The sequence below is a fragment of the Candidatus Scalindua japonica genome (genome assembly GCF_002443295.1).
GTDB lineage: Bacteria > Planctomycetota > Brocadiia > Brocadiales > Scalinduaceae > Scalindua > Scalindua japonica.
Genome location: NZ_BAOS01000015.1, coordinates 14,180 through 30,170, shown reverse-complemented (window position 1 = coordinate 30,170; position 15,991 = coordinate 14,180). Strand labels below are relative to the sequence as shown.

10 protein-coding genes and 2 pseudogenes are annotated in these 15,991 nt (G+C 39.0%); 6 read left to right on the top strand and 6 right to left on the bottom strand.

Annotated features, from left to right (window positions below; translation table 11 throughout):
* Nucleotides 1–37: 37 nt before the first annotated feature.
* Nucleotides 38–2,170 (bottom strand): hypothetical protein, encoded by a 2,133-nt coding sequence (locus tag SCALIN_RS09550; RefSeq protein WP_096894280.1) that lies wholly within the window; start codon nucleotides 2,168–2,170, stop codon nucleotides 38–40.
* 398 nt (nucleotides 2,171–2,568) lie between these two features.
* On the opposite strand from SCALIN_RS09550, the gene SCALIN_RS09545 reads away from it, so the two are divergent.
* Nucleotides 2,569–3,105 (top strand): YIP1 family protein, encoded by a 537-nt coding sequence (locus tag SCALIN_RS09545; protein ID WP_096894279.1) that lies wholly within the window; start codon nucleotides 2,569–2,571, stop codon nucleotides 3,103–3,105.
* 31 nt (nucleotides 3,106–3,136) lie between these two features.
* Nucleotides 3,137–3,757, top strand: a complete 621-nt coding sequence (locus tag SCALIN_RS09540) for an OmpH/Skp family outer membrane protein (protein ID WP_096894278.1) — start codon at nucleotides 3,137–3,139, stop codon at nucleotides 3,755–3,757.
* 151 nt (nucleotides 3,758–3,908) lie between these two features.
* Here SCALIN_RS09540 and SCALIN_RS09535 read toward each other — a convergent pair whose 3' ends face one another.
* The 5 genes and pseudogenes from SCALIN_RS09535 to SCALIN_RS09515 form a co-directional block, all read right to left on the bottom strand.
* A complete protein-coding gene (locus SCALIN_RS09535) occupies nucleotides 3,909–5,447 on the bottom strand; it encodes an AMP-binding protein (protein ID WP_096894277.1) in 1,539 nt (512 codons plus the stop codon).
* A 293-nt stretch (nucleotides 5,448–5,740) separates the two neighbouring features.
* Nucleotides 5,741–7,207 (bottom strand): cysteine--tRNA ligase, encoded by a 1,467-nt coding sequence (cysS, locus tag SCALIN_RS09530; RefSeq protein WP_096894276.1) that lies wholly within the window; start codon nucleotides 7,205–7,207, stop codon nucleotides 5,741–5,743.
* Nucleotides 7,208–7,316: 109 nt separating this feature from the next.
* Nucleotides 7,317–8,951, bottom strand: coding sequence for a diguanylate cyclase (locus SCALIN_RS09525; RefSeq protein WP_096894275.1), 1,635 nt, complete (start codon nucleotides 8,949–8,951; stop codon nucleotides 7,317–7,319).
* A 129-nt stretch (nucleotides 8,952–9,080) separates the two neighbouring features.
* Nucleotides 9,081–9,615 (bottom strand): annotated as a pseudogene (locus SCALIN_RS09520) (chemotaxis protein CheB).
* A 66-nt stretch (nucleotides 9,616–9,681) separates the two neighbouring features.
* On the bottom strand, nucleotides 9,682–10,509 hold the full coding sequence (locus tag SCALIN_RS09515; RefSeq protein WP_096894274.1) for a CheR family methyltransferase: 828 nt from the start codon (nucleotides 10,507–10,509) through the stop codon (nucleotides 9,682–9,684).
* Between the two features lie 595 nt (nucleotides 10,510–11,104).
* Between SCALIN_RS09515 and SCALIN_RS09510 the strand changes: the two genes are divergently transcribed.
* From SCALIN_RS09510 to SCALIN_RS09495, 4 genes and pseudogenes are all read left to right on the top strand, one after another.
* Nucleotides 11,105–12,160, top strand: coding sequence for a sigma-54 interaction domain-containing protein (locus SCALIN_RS09510; protein ID WP_096894273.1), 1,056 nt, complete (start codon nucleotides 11,105–11,107; stop codon nucleotides 12,158–12,160).
* Nucleotides 12,161–12,399: 239 nt separating this feature from the next.
* Nucleotides 12,400–13,304 (top strand): annotated as a pseudogene (locus SCALIN_RS23885) (CHASE2 domain-containing protein); the annotation flags it as partial.
* A 69-nt stretch (nucleotides 13,305–13,373) separates the two neighbouring features.
* Entirely contained in the window at nucleotides 13,374–14,726 is a 1,353-nt protein-coding gene (locus SCALIN_RS23880; RefSeq protein WP_420885423.1) for an HD domain-containing phosphohydrolase, read from the top strand.
* A gap of 60 nt (nucleotides 14,727–14,786) precedes the next feature.
* Nucleotides 14,787–15,854: a prepilin-type N-terminal cleavage/methylation domain-containing protein gene (locus SCALIN_RS09495; protein WP_096894270.1), complete on the top strand. Its 1,068-nt coding sequence runs from the start codon at nucleotides 14,787–14,789 to the stop codon at nucleotides 15,852–15,854.
* Nucleotides 15,855–15,991: the final 137 nt, after the last annotated feature.

The window sequence follows — 15,991 nt, the reverse complement described above, 5'->3', positions numbered from 1 at the left end:
TCCGCCTGTGTTAACCGTTACACAAATGATGATCATATTATGAATTTTCATCTGTAATTACGCGAGCGTCACGGATTAATTTTTTGGCCCTCTCCCGCAATTCTATGGCAAATTGGTCTCCTTTTTTCAGGGCGCTTTCAATTTCGTCAAGAATATCGTAATAAAGCGCCCAGGCCTCCTTTTCTCTTTCGTACCGTTCCTTAAGTCCATTTACTCCTCCTTTAGACACATCCTGGATGCAGGAATGTAACCTTCTCGTCCCTGTCTCAACAAGTGCGGCCCCTTTATATTTATCCTCCTCGTCTTTTGTAGCAAAAAACCCAGCCGCTTTGAGTGCAAGACGAAGATACGCAAGATTTTGGGATAGAGGACTTACAAAGCTTCCGGTAAACGGGTTTATCACACTCTTGACTGCATCTACATCCGGTGAAATTATCCCGGCATATTTTGAAAAATACAAAATCCTCTCATAGTCACCCACTATCTTTCCTATAGCTGCCGCCTTTATAGCCTCTCCCGCAAAAGCGTGTTTGTCGTGTCTCATAAACAAACCATCATTATGAAAATATCTCAGCGCCGGCGTTTTGACTTCAGGAAACAAAGCAGACAGTATATAAGCCTGGTCTTCCGCCCTTCCTATAAACACCGGAGTAAAAGGTCGATACTTTCTTAGCGCGTGAATTAAAATCCCATTCGTCCCACCCGTTACATGTATCCTTGATATACACCAATTGTCTCCATCAATACCACCCTTCTTGTACCTTGTCATCATCTCAGATAAAGTAGACAATGCCTGGGGTACCCTACTGCAGAAAACAGTATCTTCACCCCTGAAAGGTGGAGATGGATATGTTACGTCGGGTGTAAAGAGTGAAGCACTGATATCTTTTTCATTTACCAACGCCCCAGCCATCATACCCAGATAAACAGTGTTCCCCTGAGTGTCAACACCTTCAGCACCCCAAAGTGGAGACATCATATGCTGAAACGCACTCTTTTCTGTTTCTTCAAGCAGCTTCTCCTGTGGGAATACCTGGTCAAGATCAATCTTGAATGTGGCCTTCTTGTCAGGATCTTCAAAGACTTGCCAGAAGGCGGTTATCGCCTTAAGAAAGCTATAGTGTCTTCCATATTTTCCGTTAACACCCACAACTTCCCTTAAAAGAGACGATGGGTCCTTTATATCATTAAAATACCTGTTTACCGCAGGAACGAGAATCTCGTGGATTAACCCGGCGGTTTCAGCTTCAGTAAAAAGATATACCTTGAGTCCTGGTAAGTCACCGCCTTTTTCCAGTTCGTACTCGATATATTCTTTAACAATACCCTGTAAACCCTCGTGCGTAACTGATGCCGATAATATTACCGTTAACTCGTCCTTTTCTGCCGCATTTCCCAATTTCTTCTCAAAGAGAAGTGATTCTGAAAGATGGTGGAGACCGTATAGTATTTCATTTCTGTCCGGCCCAACGCCTATCTGGACCGGATGGTCATACCAGAAGAGCTGGTCTTCCTGTACAACTTCCTGAAGGGCGTTCCACAACCCTGGTTTTATGCTAAGGTCTTTTAGTCCTTTTCCGACCGGTGGGACAGTTAAAAGAGCATTCGCTGTAAAGATAACCTCTTGTGGGACATTTCCTACAGGTCTTGAGTTAAGATCGGTTATCTCTATTTTACGCTCATTTCTCAGGGCATCTGCTTGAGATTCTTTATTACCAAGAATCTCTGATGCTTCAGGATGGAACAGCTTCCAGATTTCCTCCTGAATAGTTTCAGAAGATGAAAGCGACCCTTTGTGTCGCGCTAATTTTGTCATTAATTCTTCCGTCCTTGCTACACCATCACTGCTGTTGGAACAGAAATTCTGGAATTCCTTTAACAACAAACAAAGTCCTTCTCGATAAAACGTAACAAGATTTGTCCAGAGAGGATCGCTCTTCATCTCTTTCAGATACTCTATGGCCGTATTATATTCTGAATGATTATTTCCCGAAAGAGAGATCAAAAATGCGGCGTTGATATTTCTGGGGACGGCAACCCGACTATTATCGTACGGTTTAAATTGTGCTACAATATCAATCCCACAGGCCCCATTTTCAGATACGTCACCTATAAGGCAAAATATAATATCATGATAGGCTTTTATTACATCTTCTGGAGAAAGTGTCATTTATTTACCTTTTTTTTTGATACATATATAGAATAAATTTGCATATTGTTTATACACTCTAATTCTGCAGTATATTAAGTATTAACTCTTCATGCAGTAAGAATAAATTAGTAAGAGGAAACTTATTAATAGACTTTACTGTTATTAAATGCTTAAAGGCGACAAAAACATCCTTGCTGCTATTTATCGCCATGTATATGAATATCTGTGATAATATTGTATTTAATAAAAACACTCAAGAAAAAAGCTTAATTAGGATGACCGGGAAATGGAGCGTGACCATATTATTCATTGGTAATAACGCTTATATTTTGATATAAGATACGTTTTTCAGATTGTGTTTTCAATAACGAAGTTGTTATTGTTCACAACACTGTTTGTCAGTATAAGGAAGAAATATGAGTAGTAGTTTTACAAACCGAATTATTCGAGCTGCAAAGCTTGATGTACATCTCTATGAAGAAGTGGAATCTGACAAGTCTGCAATGCGACAGGCTATGGTTGTCGTAATTCTCTCGGGTCTCGCGTATGGAATAGGAAGTATATCAAGAGGAGGAGCCCTGGGCGTCTCCTTAGGAATTGTTTTGGGGCTGGCAGGCTGGTACATCTGGGCATTTATTATATATTTTATAGGAACTAAACTTTTACCGGAACATCAAACCAAATCTGATGTAGGCGAATTATTAAGGACTCTTGGGTTTGCAAGTGCACCGGGTTTGATCCGAGTATTAGGTATTTTCCCTGCAATACAACCTCTGGTTTTTTCTCTCGCAGCTGTATGGATGTTGGTTGCAATGGTTGTCGCCGTAAGACAGGCACTTGATTATAAAGCAACCTGGCGTGCCGTTCTCGTCTGTATAATCAGTTTTGCTGTGCAGTTTGCAATTATCAGAAGCGTATTTCTCATTCTTAATGTTTTACCAAAACCCGCTTAAATTTTTATTTTATGAAAGGTGATGAAAAATCATGAACAAAAAATCTATCAAATATCGAATTTTAACAATTTTCCTCTGTTCTGTTGCAGGCATTGTAACATTTAAAAGCGTTCCGAAAGATGTTACTGCTGAAGAACTCAAGATCGGTGTTGTTGATATCAATGAAATATTTGATAAATATGACAAAAGAAATGATCTCGATCAAGAATTAAAAAATGCTGAAGCAGAATTTAAAAAAGAGATAGAGAGTAAAAAGAAAGTAATGATTGATCTCAACGAAGAGACACAGTTGCTGGATTTAGGAAGTGAAAGCAGAGATAAGAATATGGAGATACTGGAAAGAAAAAACGTAGAACTAGAAGGTTATGCTAAATTTGCTGAAAAGCAACTCACTAAGAAATATAAGGATGCCTTTGAGGTAGTTTATGAAGAGATCATTAACGAAGTCAACTCTTTTGGAAAAGAAAAAAATTACAGTGTTATCATAAAGAAAGAAAAACCAAACTTACAAAGTAATCAACTTTCCGATCTTCAGTTTAAGATAGGAATCAGAACTGTTTTGTACAATTCGAGTGCAATGGATGTCACTCCTCTCATAACAGAACGTTTAAATACACGTTACCAGAAGGAGAAACCTTCGAGCGCTAAGTAATAAGACGTAAAAGAACAAATAACATCTTCCCTGTAACAACAAAATTTATGGGGAAGATGACACCTTTCTAAAGTCTTAATGTCAGAACAAACTTGCTACACTTAAACTGAAGTAATTATTCACCTGGCCACTAATGTTTCTTTTAAACAAATCAGACATTCCGTTCAAATTTCTCTAAAGCGCTCTTTTTTATACTTTTATAATCGACTTTGCCTGATGGAAGCATCGGGATAGAGTCTATTGATATGTAGTGGTCAGGTTGGGACAACTTTGGCAGACCGGCTTGATCGAGTTCACTATTGAGTGATATCTTGTCAGGATTCTCATCAACAACAAATGCCACAAGTTGTTCACCTTTCTGTGAGTGAGGAATATTTACAATTGCGCAGCTCCTTTTTTCATTTTCAGTATCCTGATCTAATACATTCGACAGTTTATCTTCAATAGGAGCCAATGGAATCATTTCACCTCCTATCTTGGCAAATCTTTTCAGACGATCAGTAATAAATAAAAAACCATTTTCTATTTTTCCTATATCACCGGTAATATAAAAACCGTCATGAAATGCCTGTTCAGTCAACTCAGGGGCCTTATAATATCCATTCATGACGTTGGGTCCTTTTATGAGTATCAAACCCTCATTACCCGGTTGAAGTTCCTCATAAGTTTCAGTGTTCACTATTTTACATTGAACATCAGGCATGAGCCTTCCCACGCTTCCGTGACAAAAGTCATCAGGGTAATTCACCGTAATACAAGAACAGCTTTCAGTAACCCCATAAGCTTCAAAAATGGTTATACCAAGTTTCTCTCCGAATTTTTTTCTGACACTTTCATTTAACTTTTCCGCACCTGCAAATGCCAGACGAACACTCGAAACCTGCTCACGTTTCCACCTTTTCATAAACCCTCTATAAAGTGTACTGGTACCTAAAAGCATTGTAACACGATTTCTGTGAACAATCCTGCCAATCCTTTCATAATCAGTTGGATTTGGATGAAAAACGGCCCCCATCCCCATTATCAAAGGTAACCAGAGACATGCAATAAAGCCAAATACATGAAAGAATGGTAATGTACCTAACACTTTGTCATTCAGTTTTGGTTGAAAAACAGTACTGAAAGCCCGGATACTGACGTAGATATTCTTGTTTGTCAGGGGGACACCCTTAGGCTTGGATTCCGAACCTGAGGTAAACAATATTATGGCTGGCTTGTCAGGCGCATCAAGCTCTTTATATTTTTGAACCAAAGAGTGACTCGACCTGATTTTACAGGAGAAATAAGTCATCATTTTTTCCAGTTTTGATGTTTTTTCTTTTATATCTTCAATGAATACCATCCTTGGATCTTCATCAATCTTCGCCTTCTGAATAAACACTCTTGAAGTAAATATTGTTTTTATGTCACAGGTATCCAGTACCCAGTCCTGTTCTTCCTTTCCAGCAATAAAATTGAGTCCAACAGGGGTTTTGCCTGACAGTGTCGTGGCAATAAACGCCAAAGCACCACCCACTGAGGCAGGAAAAACCAGAGCAATATTATCGCCTTCAAAATTGCGAACATGTCTGGAGAGAAGAATACCGGCAGTAAGCGTCTGGCCGAATGTCAGAGCAATCCCGGTAGAGTCTTCATGCACAATTTTATTGAAATTTTTCTTTGCAGTCTTAATAAAGCTTTCTATAATCATTATTCTTCAACCTCATAACCTTTGGATGTAAGATATTCACAAGCCGTCTTGCTTCTATTACCATTATGACAATATACTAAAATAGTTTGTCTCTTTTCAATCTCATGTTTTATCTCATAAAATGTATATTGGAAACTTAACTAGATACTCGTCCAGGGCGGATTAAGCGAAATGAATCCGCCAACAAAATCCATATGCTGATACCTTATAGATAAAGGTCGATTCGCATCCCAGGACAAAAAGCGTTGAGGAATTTAATCCACCCAACATCCTGTCAGAATGGAACTCCTATACTACTTCTTCCTCCACGCAACCTTCTCTTTTTTATCTTCGATGATGATTCCCAGCTCGCTTAACCTGTCTCTTACTTTATCTGCCAGATCCCACTGTTTGGAAGCACGTAAATCATTCCTTGTATCAATCAACACTTTTATTAAATCATCCTCCATTTTATAAACATCTGCTCCGTCAGGACAGTGTTGTGCTGCTTTATCTGTAATTATACCCAGTACATTACCACCATAAGTTTTGTAGAAGGAATCTATTTCTGACAATACCCATTCACTAACCTTCTCATCTGTGTTAAGGAGGCTGTTTACTTCTTTGCTTAAGTTGAAGAGAACGGCCATCGCTTCTGCCGTATTAAAATTCTCATTCATCGCTTCTTCAAAAGCATTTTTGTAACTTTCCAATTTTGTTTTCCATATTTCCTGCCCCTCGGTCCCGTTAGAAGATTCCATTCGTGCTTTCAGGTTATGTATTGTATTGTATAATCTCTCCAAGCCTTTATTGGCTGCCTCCAACGCCTCGTCACTATAGTCGATCGGGCTGCTATAATGTGTATTAAGAACGAAGAAACGTATTGTAAGAGGTGAAAATTTTTTAAATGCGTCTTTAAGGGTAACGAAATTTCCCAGAGATTTACCCATCTTCTGTCCATCGACGGTGACCATGTTATTATGCATCCAGTAACGTGCAAAAGGTTGCTCATTGGCAGTCTCACTTTGCGCGATTTCACACTCATGATGAGGGAATACATTTTCAAGTCCTCCACCATGAATATCGAACGTCTCACCCAGATATTTCATAGACATTACCGAGCACTCAAGATGCCATCCCGGAAACCCGACACCCCAGGGACTGTTCCATTTCATAATATGCCCGGATTCTGCCTTCTTCCAGAGTGCGAAATCTGCAGGATTTTTTTTCTCAGGATTTATCTCTATGCGTGCCCCAGATTCCTGTTCCTCCAGTTTTCTCCCTGAAAGTTTACCGTAGTCCTTCAGCTTCGATACATTAAAATAGACAGACTGGTTTGACTCATAAGCAAATCCTTTATCGATTAACGTGCTTACAAGATCTATCTGCTCCGGAATATGCCCGGTAGCCCGAGGTGAAATATCAGCCCGCAGGTTATTTAACTCGTCCATATCTTCATAGTAGCTCCGCATATACATTTCAACTAATTCCATTGGTTCGACTTTCTCCAGCTTAGCCCTTTTTTCAATCTTATCTTCCCCGGAATCAGCGTTATCCGTTAAGTGCCCGACATCAGTAATATTCTGCACATATCTAACTTCATAACCAAGATGTCTCAGATAACGTACAACAATATCAAAGCTGACATAACTCTTGGCGTGTCCAATGTGAGGGTGGTCGTAAACAGTCGGCCCACATACATATATCCCAACCCTTCCTTCTTCTAAAGGGGTAAAAATTTCTTTCTGCCTGGTCAATGTGTTATAAATCTTTAGTGTCATTGTTCTTATCAATCGTTATAAAGTGTTTACTAAAATAAAAAAGCACTTAGCCTGCATATTCATGACAAAGTACCATCCTCACAAAATGAAATAAATTAATTCGATATCTTTACCCAACCGATATCGCGTTAGTGTTATAAATTACTGTCCTGTTCCGACCAGTTTCTTTCGCCTGGTAAAGAGCCTGATCTGCATGGGCTAATAAATCATTTGCAGACTCCGCGTCATTACTGAACGCAATACCAATGCTAACTGTTATATGAAACTGTTTTGACTCGTATTTAAATGACTGTTTTGATACCATCTCCCTGAATCTTTCGTATGCCGAAAAGATACTATCCTTTCTTACATTCGGCAGGATAACAGCGAACTCTTCTCCACCATAACGACACGCAAGATCACTCTTCCTTACATGTCTCCTGAGTCTCTTCCCTGTATCTGACAATACCATGTCACCTGCGGGGTGACCAAGCGAATCATTTATTTTTTTGAAATAATCCAAGTCCATCATGATAAGTGCCATCTCTGTCTCATAACGATCGGCTCTTTCAAACTCTCCTTCCAACACCTCTATAAAATATCGGCGATTATATAATGTTGTTAATTCGTCCACAGTAGACATTTCCGCCATTTTTGCCTGGGCTTTTTTCACATCTTTTCTTAGACGGGCTCTTTCCAGTGTATTATTTATAACCCTGGAAAGAGACTCCGTGTTTATCCTGCTCTTCGGTAAATAATCATATGCGCCAAGTTGTATCAACTTTGATGCTAACATCTCATCGCCATATCCTGTAACGACTATTACTGGAGTTTCTATACTTTTTTCATCAATATTTTTAAGATATTCTATACTGGTTCCGTCTTTTAAGATATGATCCAGAAAAATTATATCAAACTGTTCACGTTCTAACATGGCAAATGAATCTTTAAAATTTTCCGCCCAGGAAAAAACGATAAGATCCTGATCTGCTAAAAATGCCTTGAACCATTCCACAACATCCTCTGAATCATCCACCACAAGTATTTGTATTTTTCTATTAAAGCTGACAACAGCAGCGCTATTGTAATATGATGGTATGGGTTCGGCATAATTCATTGTATTAATTTTTTTTGTTATATCTAATATCTTCTGTCCGGATACTTTCATTCGATAAATACACTCTTTAGTTTTTGCAGTATTATCTTTAATTTCTCCAATCAATGCTATGTTTTCCAACAAAGACGCCAATGGTTGATTCAGCTCCTGGGCCTTTGCTCCGGCCATCTGAAGCAATACTTTAATACGTTCTTCTTCAATAAGAGCTTCCTGTTGCTCCAGAATTCTTGCATTTGCCTTTTTTAACTCGATATTAGTTTTCTTAAGGACCTCTTTCTGTCCATACAACTCAAGGAATACATTAACTTTACTCTTCAAAATATCAGGATCCAATGGCTTAAACAGATAATCCACAGCGCCTTTATCATATCCTTTAAAAATGTATTTTTGTTCTTTGCTGATTGCGGTGACAAAGATAATGGGGATATGTTTTGTTTCATGGTTACCGCGTATTATCTCCGCGGTCTCAAAACCATCCATATCAGGCATTTGAACATCAAGGAGAATAAGCGCGAAATCATGCTCCAGGACCAGAGCCAGGGCGTCATTACCACTTGAAGCCTCTATGATATTCAAGCCTGGTTTGGCAAGAATTTTTTGGAGTGCCAGACAATTTGCCGGCTTGTCATCTACAATAAGGATTTTCACAATATCTGTCTCGTTTATTCATGTTATAAATAGCTCTCTAGAAGTAACTCATATTGTAAAACTGTCATTATACTAATCTTATCTTTCGCTTTCAAGTTTTCTCAGCAAAGGAGCAATTTTTTCGAGAGGTTAAATATCATCAGGTTTAACAGATGCTATAGCCGCCCTTGGCATATCCGCAACTTCAGATGTTTCGGGTGTCTGGACAATTGCAAGGCCACCGGCCTTCTTTATTCTGTTTTAGTCCCTGGTTGCCATCTTTGTTTGCTCCAGTCAAAACAATCCCGATAAGCTCCTGTCCATAAACCGATGCTGCCAACTCAAAAGTCACATCAACTGACGGGCGTGCGTAATTAACAGTCTCTTCTACTGATAGGGAAAATGTACCGTCATCTTCTAACAATAAGTGGTAATTTGGTAACGCAACATAAACAAATCCTGCCCTGATCTCTTCTTTTTCATCAACCTGCTTTACCTCTATTTCACACTCATTATCCAATGACTGTTCTAAACAACCATCGGTATTTTTGTGTCTGTGCATGGCAACAATAACTGAGAGAGAAAATCCGGACGGTAAAACCGAAAGAATAGTTTTAAGGGCCTTTGTGCCTCCGGTGGAAACACCTATAACAACTACTTTATATTTGTGACTCTTTTTTTCAATCAGTATTTAACTTTTGTATCATGTCCATATTATTAATTATTGAGGAGTTTCATTGTTGGTTAATTACTATCCGATTCTTCTGTATATTCTTTCTTTCTCTGCTACATTTTCAAAACTATCCGAATATGATGAAAATCTTACGGTTTCTTTAGGACCCAGGCAAAGGAACGCATCAGGTCGAAGGCTGTCCCTGAAAAGCCCCAATACACGGTCTTGTAACTTCCTGTTAAAATAAATAAGCACATTCCTGCACATTATCATATCCATCTCTCCGAAAACGTTATCTGTGACCAGATTGTGATTGGAAAAGACAATATTTTTTTTTAAGGAATTGTCCATGATTACACTGTCATATCTGGCCGTATAATAATCCGCAAAAGATGCCAGTCCGCCAGACTTTCTGTAATTAATGGTATAATCTTTCATTTTATCGATAGAAAAAATCCCCGATTTCGCTTCATCAAGGACCTCATCGTTGGCATCTGTAGCATATATCAGGGATGATTCGTACATTCCATTCTCCTTCAATAGAATAGCTGTAGAGTAAATTTCCTCACCACTGGAACAGCCGGCATGCCATATCTTTACAAAAGATTGTTTTCCCAATTCAGGTATTACAATTTTCCTGAGGGTATTAAAAAAAAATGGATCCCGAAACATTTCGGTAGAGTTAATAGTAAGGTCTAATAACAGTGTTTCAAAGAATTGTATATCGTAAAGCAATTTGTGCTGCATTTCAGATATTGTCTTAAGATTGGATTGTGAGAGTCGATGGCGTAAACGGCGCCTGATAGATGCCTTGGCATAATCTCTAAAATCATAGCCATACTTCCAGTAGATTGCCTGTAATATAAGGTCAAATTCAATATTTTCATTTTCGCTCGTTTTGTCCATAACAATTTGAAACCCGGAAAGCAATTTTACTCATATTTACATAAACGTAATGGGATTATACACTTTACATGAAAGAGAGCAATCCAAATTCATTGTAGATAATAAATGATAGATTGTCCTTCCGGACATAAAAGACACAATGCAGTCACAAATGTTTACTCACAAGTCTGCACTGTCAGGAAATATCATATTTTTAATCTTTTTGTTCCATGAAAAGAATAAATATGTTATAAGTCAAACAGAATATAATGTGTCTATAAGGACTAATATTAAAAAGACTTAAGGGATATTTTTATTGACAACCCAATCTCGCTGTATAAAATTATTTATAATTTAAACTGGATAATTCTGCAGCTACAATCTTCAGGTTGCAAAATTTACATGATTATGCCAGGTATTGAGAAATGGATGCTGAAGTCATGCAAAAGGAGAGATCCACTTCGGGACATAATCATAATAAAAGTATACAATATGGAATCACACTATATTTGATGCAAATTATGACAAAAATAACAATATTTATTAGTTTAGTTTTATAGTTGTAGGATTTTCGTCAATAATATTGAAAGACAATGTCAAGACGGGAAAGGGATGTATGGAAGGGACAAAACGCTCAGAAATGAAAAACACGTTCAAGTTAAGAGAGGAGCCTGAATTGTGGAGAATCATTGGTAGCAGTAAAGAAATTAAGGATGTTCTTGCAAAGATACAGACTGTCCTGGAGAGTGATATACCGGTTGTTATTCATGGAGAAACCGGTACGGGAAAGGAACTGGTTACAAAAGCTATTCACTATAGAGGGCCTAGAAGCAAGCAGGCTTTATGCACCATAAACTGTGCTGCAATTCCTGAAAATCTGCTGGAAAGCGAATTAATGGGGCACGAGAAAGGCGCATTTACCGGAGCAGTCCAACAACAAGTAGGTAAGCTTGAACGGGCAAATATGGGAACTCTCTTTCTGGATGAGATAACGGAGATGCCCCTTACAATGCAGGCAAAAATTCTGCGTGTAATTGAAGAACAGGTATTTGAAAGAGTAGGTGGGCAGAAATTAATTCAAACAAATGTACGTATTATTTCTGCAAGTAATAAAGAGTTATTAAGTGAAGTTAATTCTAAAAACTTCAGAGAGGATCTGTACTATCGCCTTAATGTGTTCCGAATACACATCCCCCCATTACGTGACAGAAAAGAAGATATTCCTGAACTTGTTAATGTCTTTGTTAATAGATTTGACACACTATCAGGTAAAAAAATAAACAAAGTAGACCCTTCGGCTATGGATAAACTGAAAACTTACCATTGGCCGGGTAATATCAGACAACTTCAGAATAGCATCAGAAGAGCGATACTGATAACACCCAATGATACACTTCTCCCGGAACATTTTGATTTTCCGGATATGGATTCAAATGGTTTGAGGATGACTGAATCCCTGGAAGATGGATTGTCTAAACTGGAAGCGGCGTTGCGAAGAGGAGATTTGCTACCCCTTAGTGAAGTTGAAGAGATTTTCATCAGAAGAACGCTGAACGCGACAAATGGTAACATATCCGCAGCGTCTGAAAAATTAGATATCGGAAGATCTACAGTCTATAGAAAGATGCAGGAGTACGGAATTAAAATAGAAGACTATCAATCCGGCGAATAAGCATCTTTGGCAGGATTATATCATTTACACATTATTCTGAAGGAGGAATGACTGAAAAGTCTCGTTGGTTTTACAAAATGTTATTGGCTTACTAATGAGAGGTCATTCGATTTACTCCGTCTCGCTCAGAATGACAAATTCAAGTATTTTTTTCGGAACATAACATCAGGCACTCATCTTATCAATACTACGGTCTTATCTGGGGACTGTCAATTGCAGCGATAATATCCTTATTATATTTGACCGGAGTTTTCAACCGACTTGAGAAACTTTTGTATGACTGGCGTATAACACATAACTCTCATGAAAACGCTCCCGACATACCTAAAATCGCTCTAATTGGTATATCAGATAAAGATATGGAGCATCTGGGGCGGTGGCCCTGGCCCAGGACCGTTATGCAGAACTACTATATTACCTGAAAGAAGGTGGTGCAGATACTATTGCCTTCGATATGTTCTTCGACCTTCCTGATATAAAACATCCCAGGAACGATGTGGCTTTGTCAGATGCTGCCAGTGATATCGACGCTATTATTTTCCCTGTATGGAGTCCAACTGCTAATCTTTTGAGATCAAGACCGGCTGACGGAATCTATAAAGGAAGATTAATTAAGAACATCGACATAATCTCTGATTCAGCTAAAAGAGTTGGCCATTTAAATGTTTTCTACGACAGTGATGGAACGGCGAGGAGTACACCCGTCCAGATAGCAGGTAGTGACAGCAATGAAAGATTTATTCCTCTCTCACTTGCTGTTTACCTGGAGCAGATGGGGATTGATCAAAAGATGATATTAAATCCGGGAAACTCACTGCAAATAGGAAAGCTGTATATACCCCTTAACTCAAGGAGTTGTATACCTATCAATTATATTGATTTTGAAAAACAGGTAAATATCTATCACGGAACAAATATTAAGTGGATAGAAACTCTTGGTCAGGAAAAGCCCATAACCTTATACTCTTTTTATGACGTATCACCACAGAATGAAAACAGGGTCCCCGCAGACCAATTTAAAGACAAAGTTGTTTTTATAGGTGTCGCTACTCCCGGGTCTGAACAAGATATCCATGTTACGCCATTCGGCCGCAAATTTGGTATCTTTATTCAGGCTAATCTTTTTTACAATTTTTTAACAGAAAGGCTTATCTCTATTCCCGGTCCCTTCTACACAATCACGATTGTAACAGCGTTATCAATAATTATTAGTATGTTAATCTTCCGAATACATATAAGGGGCAGCGCATACATGTTGCTTGCAGGTGGTGTTCTGTTTTCATTCGTGATTGCATCAATCATTGTGTTTACAGGGCTTATACTATTCAGAAAATCAAATTTAATGATAGACATGGTCCCATTTGTCGTTATGTTTCTTATGCTTATAGGAACTTGTCTGACGGTAAATCTGAGTTCGGTAAGTGGGGAATCTGCCATGAGAGATATTCAGCTAAACCTGCTTCTGGAGGTAGGTGAGATTACAACATCTCAAGATGAATCAAACCAATATTCTCTGAAATTATTTAATAAGGAGGACATTCAAATAACATCTGCGCTCGCAATCCCTTCCAGGCCACCGGAAGAATTACTGGGGCCGATTATGAGGATAACACACTGCGAAGCAACTGCTCTGTATACACTGAATGGTGACACATGCAGTTATAAACACTCAGCTTTCATCGGACCTGACGAGATAAAGGGCGAAGCGCAGAGAATCTCCGAGCCAGTAAACAAACAAATGCGGGTTGACGCAAAGCCAATCTGGGTTGAAACCGTGTCAAGACATCCTGGGTTATCACATATAAAAAACAATAACCTGCACTCCTTCCTGGCAGTACCACTAGTTGTAAAGAAACAAACTATTGGGATACTTTATCTCTATAATAAACAAACTTCAAAAATTTCTCCTTTTGCGGAGTTTACTACTGAAGAGCTGAGATTGATCTCATCATTCTCTCATCAAGTGGGAATTGCGTTAGAAAATCAGAGGCTCTATACTGACATCCATGACATTTTTCTGGATTATATCAAGTCGATTGCGGCAGCGCTTGATGCAAGAGACGCGTATACACACGGACACTCCCGACGAGTAGCAGAGTTCAGCGTTGGAATAGGAAAGGAGATAGGTCTTTCAGATGGTGAACTGGAATTTCTGGAACTCTCCGCTACCATTCACGATATAGGCAAGATTGGAATAGGAGAGAACGTCTTAAATAAACCGGAAAAATTAACAGGTGAAGAGTTTCAGATCATTAAATCACATGTTGTTAAAGGCAGCAAAATCCTTGAGCCCATGTCCAGATTACGCGCTTTAATGCCAGGTGTACGTCATCACCATGAACGTTATGACGGCAAAGGATATCCGGACAGTTTAAAGGGTAATGAGATTCATCTTGTTGCCAGGATCATTTCGATCGCCGATACATACGATGCGATAACATCCAGCAGGGTGTATAGAAATGGCCTGCCACCGGAAGTCGCCTTTAAAGAAATTGAAAATGGGTCTGGTACTCAGTTCGACCCCAAACTGGTATTAGCATTTATTAAATTTATGAAAAACAGTTAAAAGAAGATGAACATCTATATTTCATAACTTGTAAGTATATATAGTTAAGAGAAATCTATCATGTGGGAATTAAAATATAAAGACAGAAACAGTGGATTCACACTTATTGAACTTCTTGTAACGATTAGCATAATTGGCGTGTTGGCCGGTATAGCAACGATAGCCGTTGGCAAGATACGTTCAACAAAAAATCAAACATTATGTGTAAATAACCTGAGAGCAATATCTCAGGGTTTGCAACAGTACTATAACGATTACATGTCCTTCCCGGATGATGGTTACCCCGATGATGGTTACCTCGGCGAAAATAAAAAAGATAAATATCCGCTTTCTGCCGATCTTGCTAACTATATAAACGACAAATCTACGTTTGTATGCCCTGAAGATAACGATACTACCAGTATCAACAACTTTGCAAGTTATGATCCGTACTATGTAGCGCGAAAGGGTTCTTATGGCAGTGACGAACTTGCCATTGGTTGTCCCCGACACAGAGGCGGAAAGAGCTCAACAGGTACTTTTACCAACGGTTCTACGAAAATTACGAGTGTCGGTGCGGTAGATATTAACGGACAGGAGATACCGCCGGATGGGAACACCGCACAGAGGACAATCAGTAATAAAGAAGATAATATGACATTTGCCGATGGCAGCACTGTTAAAATAACAGATGATTCAGGTGGCAGCTATGGCTGCTTCCTGGTACAATCTGTCAGGCTTTCTGATGGCACACTATACAGTATCGTAAAGGTGCAGGACAGTGGGACTATAGATGTTAATGTTACATCCGGCTCTAAGTTTGAGGTTGTTGCGCCAAGCGCGATCGTCGGAGTAAGGGGTACTCACTTTACCGTAGTTACCAGTGATAATGGCTCCAGGGCCGGTTACCAGACAGATGTAGAACTTTTCTCAGGAAATGTTTGTGTATTAGACCGCGAGACAGGAGAGACAACCATATTAACAACAAGCACCGGTCAATCCGTTACTACTACAGGTGACACGCCAATGCATTCACACTATCATACGCATGCAAATGGAGAAAAGCATATTCACGAGCATCCATCCATAAACAATGCCCACCATGGCAAACCTATCGCAGGAACTGGCGACGAAGAATCCTATGATTAAATGTAACATAACCATATACTACAGACCGGACAGAAGTAAAAAAAAGGAGATGGTAGTTACACAATCCACATGATCAGAACATCAGGCATATGTTGATGATATAGGTACATCTCCATGAAATGGTTGTGCCGGTGACT

Coding starts and splice junctions, on each gene's coding strand:
- SCALIN_RS09550 (WP_096894280.1), bottom strand. CDS start 2,170: ATGACACTTTCTCCAGAAGATGTAATAAAAGCCTATCATGATATTATA.
- SCALIN_RS09545 (WP_096894279.1), top strand. CDS start 2,569: ATGAGTAGTAGTTTTACAAACCGAATTATTCGAGCTGCAAAGCTTGAT.
- SCALIN_RS09540 (WP_096894278.1), top strand. CDS start 3,137: ATGAACAAAAAATCTATCAAATATCGAATTTTAACAATTTTCCTCTGT.
- SCALIN_RS09535 (WP_096894277.1), bottom strand. CDS start 5,447: ATGATTATAGAAAGCTTTATTAAGACTGCAAAGAAAAATTTCAATAAA.
- cysS (WP_096894276.1), bottom strand. CDS start 7,207: ATGACACTAAAGATTTATAACACATTGACCAGGCAGAAAGAAATTTTT.
- SCALIN_RS09515 (WP_096894274.1), bottom strand. CDS start 10,509: ATGGACAAAACGAGCGAAAATGAAAATATTGAATTTGACCTTATATTA.
- SCALIN_RS09510 (WP_096894273.1), top strand. CDS start 11,105: ATGGAAGGGACAAAACGCTCAGAAATGAAAAACACGTTCAAGTTAAGA.
- SCALIN_RS23880 (WP_420885423.1), top strand. CDS start 13,374: ATGTTAATCTTCCGAATACATATAAGGGGCAGCGCATACATGTTGCTT.
- SCALIN_RS09495 (WP_096894270.1), top strand. CDS start 14,787: ATGTGGGAATTAAAATATAAAGACAGAAACAGTGGATTCACACTTATT.